Source organism: Rothia sp. HMSC069C03 (assembly GCF_001811075.1).
GTDB classification, from domain to species: Bacteria; Actinomycetota; Actinomycetes; order Actinomycetales; family Micrococcaceae; genus Rothia; species Rothia mucilaginosa.
The window spans coordinates 1-2,592 of record NZ_KZ627130.1 but is presented as its reverse complement, the minus strand read 5'-3'; the positions used below and the strand labels follow the sequence as shown (position 1 = coordinate 2,592).

The window sequence follows — 2,592 nt, the reverse complement described above, 5'->3', positions numbered from 1 at the left end:
GCGGTGGGTGCTCAACTGCTTGGTACGCGAAGCTAATACACATGTTTATACATGAATATGCATAGCATCATCTGCTAATAAAGCATAGGCAGTAATAAAAAAGTTTGAAATGAATAAGTATACATATCTTCTGCACAGCTTAGTCATGCCTGGCACAGAGAATAGCCCGGCATTCTAGAGACATGAACAACGAACAGAACATGACTCAGAACATTGACCAGACCGCGGCAGAACAAGCTAACGCAGCACAAACCGCCGCAGAGCAGAAGCTAGCCAAGAAGAAGCTCACCCGTCGAATCTTCATCGGCGGCGGCCTCGGCGCACTCGCAGTAGCCGGCGGCGGTGCAGGCTGGGCATACAACCGCTACCTGGCAGAGCACACCGAAAATCGAAGACACCACCGCCTACGAGGCGGCAGCAGCTCAGGCAAACGCAAGCGCCTCCGGCTCCGCCACCGCAGACCCCACCGAACTGACCGGCGTGAAGGTCAACGGCCAGAGCCTCACCGCTAACGAAGGCTCGATCACCATCACCTCCAACACCACCGGCAGCGGCTCGGACGCGGTCGTCTCCGTCGTAGCAGACATCAAGCTCGACAACGCAACCCTGCTGCGAAGCGCCTTCGCCAACAACAAGTTCGGCCAGAACATCATCGACACCCCCTCGAACATTGCCTCCGAACACAACGGCATCTGGGCGATCAACGGCGACTACTACGGCTTCCGTACCACCGGCATCGTGATCCGAAACGGTGTTGTCTACCGTGACGCCGGCGCTCGCGAGGGTTTGGCCTTCTACCGCGACGGCTCCGTCAAACTCTACGACGAAACCGCAACCAACGCCCAGACCCTCGTCAACGAGGGCGTGTGGAACACCCTCTCCTTTAGCCCCGCACTGGTCAAGGACTCCGCAATCGTCGACGGCATCGACAGCGTCGAGGTGGACACCAACTTCGGTAACCACTCCATCCAGGGCTACCAGCCGCGAACCGGTGTGGGCGTGCTCGGCACCAACCACCTGGTCTTCATCGTGGTCGACGGCCGCTCCACCAACTACTCGCGCGGCGTGACCATTCCCGAGTTCGCCCAGATGTTCAAGGACCTCGGCTGCGTGAGCGCCTACAACCTGGACGGTGGTGGCTCCTCCACCATGGTCTTCAACAACAAGCTGGTCAACCGCCCGCAGGGTGGCACCAAGGAACGTGGCACCAGCGACATCCTCTACATTGCAGGGAGCGCATCGTGATTATCCTGATACCCGCCTATAAGCCGGACCAATCATTAGTCCGCCTTGCCCGTGCCCTGCGCGAACAGGACCCGGCCACCGAAATCCTCGTCATTGACGATGGATCCGGCAGCACCTACACACCAATCTTTACCGAACTGCGTATCGACGGCGTGACCGTGCAGACCCACCCGGTCAACAAGGGTAAGGGTGCGGCACCGCGCACCGGCATCACCTGGGCAAAAGCAAACCGCCCCGGCGAGGTCATCGTCACCGCCGACGCGGACGGCCAGCACCTATCCCGGGACATCTTCCGTGTGGGCGTGCGCACCGAAACCGCCACGGTGGCAGGTCAGAGGAGCATCATCCTCGGCGTGCGTACCAGTCCCGACCCGAACGCCGGCGAAGAAGGCACTAAGGTGCCGCTACGCTCCAAGATTGGCAACAGTGCAACCGTAGGCTTCTTCGCCCTGGCGACCGGCGCCCGCGTGGCAGATACCCAGACCGGTCTGCGCGGCTTCACCCCGCAGATCCTGGACTGGCTGCTGCAGATCCCCGGCGATAAGTACGAGTACGAATTCTCCATGCTCCTGCGCGCAACCCGCGCAGACGTGGAGCTGGTGCAGGTACCCATCGTGAAGGTCTACGAGCCGGGCAACCCGACCAGCCATTTTAGGCCTCTGCAGGACTCGGCGCTCATTTACTCACCGCTGCTTGCCTTCCTGGCTTCGTCTTTCCTGACCGGCTTCCTCGTGGATGCTATCGCCCTCTTCGTCCTGGTGGGCATGGGCGCTCCGCGCTGGCAGCTGTGGTCGGTGCCCGCGTCATCTCGGTGCTGACGAACTTCACCGTCAACCGAATGCTCATGCACGAAGGAGGCGCACGCCCCTCCGCATCCTCTTCGCTGGTACGTTACGCCGTGCTGGCGGTGGGCATCCTCGCCGCCAACGCAGCTCTGATGGAAGCTTTGATCGGCCTGGGGGCATCCCTGCTGGTCGCCAAGATCCTGCCCGAACTGATTCTGATCCCAATTAGCTTCGCGGTTCAGCGCCGCTGGGTTTTTCTACCCACCCAGCGTCAGGAAAATACGCGAGAAAAGACTCAGGCGATCGCTGCCTCTTCCGGCTTGCGCGCGGTGAGCTACGAGCCGGCTCGCATGGAGGCTGCAAGCATTCGTGCCGGAATGCCTGCCTCCCAGGTACGCCCCTAGCGACTAGTTCACTAGGGGCTACCTACAAAACTTCTCCCACCCATCAGTCGTGAGGGTAGGTGGGAGACGCAAGCTGCAGCACCAAAGCGGCAGCGTTCTGTTCACGAAAAGCCCCCGCTGAGAAAATGAACTGCCTCCCGTTTCTTGGACAACAAAAT

The 2,592-nt window shown here is 60.4% G+C and carries 2 protein-coding genes and 1 pseudogene; all 3 read left to right on the top strand.

Going from position 1 to position 2,592, the window contains the following annotated elements:
• Window positions 1-182 precede the first annotated feature (182 nt).
• The 3 genes and pseudogenes from HMPREF2779_RS01280 to HMPREF2779_RS09085 all read left to right on the top strand — a co-directional run bounded on the left by HMPREF2779_RS01280 (window position 183) and on the right by HMPREF2779_RS09085 (window position 2,434).
• Window positions 183-1,245 (top strand): annotated as a pseudogene (locus tag HMPREF2779_RS01280) (phosphodiester glycosidase family protein).
• The gene (locus tag HMPREF2779_RS01275) at window positions 1,242-2,063 is read left to right on the top strand and encodes a glycosyltransferase family 2 protein (RefSeq protein ID WP_233992181.1); all 822 of its coding nucleotides are present in this window, start codon (window positions 1,242-1,244) and stop codon (window positions 2,061-2,063) included. The pseudogene HMPREF2779_RS01280 and the gene HMPREF2779_RS01275 overlap by 4 nt, the downstream one beginning before the upstream one ends.
• Window positions 2,033-2,434, top strand: coding sequence for a GtrA family protein (locus HMPREF2779_RS09085; protein ID WP_233992180.1), 402 nt, complete (start codon window positions 2,033-2,035; stop codon window positions 2,432-2,434). The genes HMPREF2779_RS01275 and HMPREF2779_RS09085 overlap by 31 nt, the downstream gene beginning before the upstream one ends.
• Window positions 2,435-2,592 lie beyond the last annotated feature (158 nt).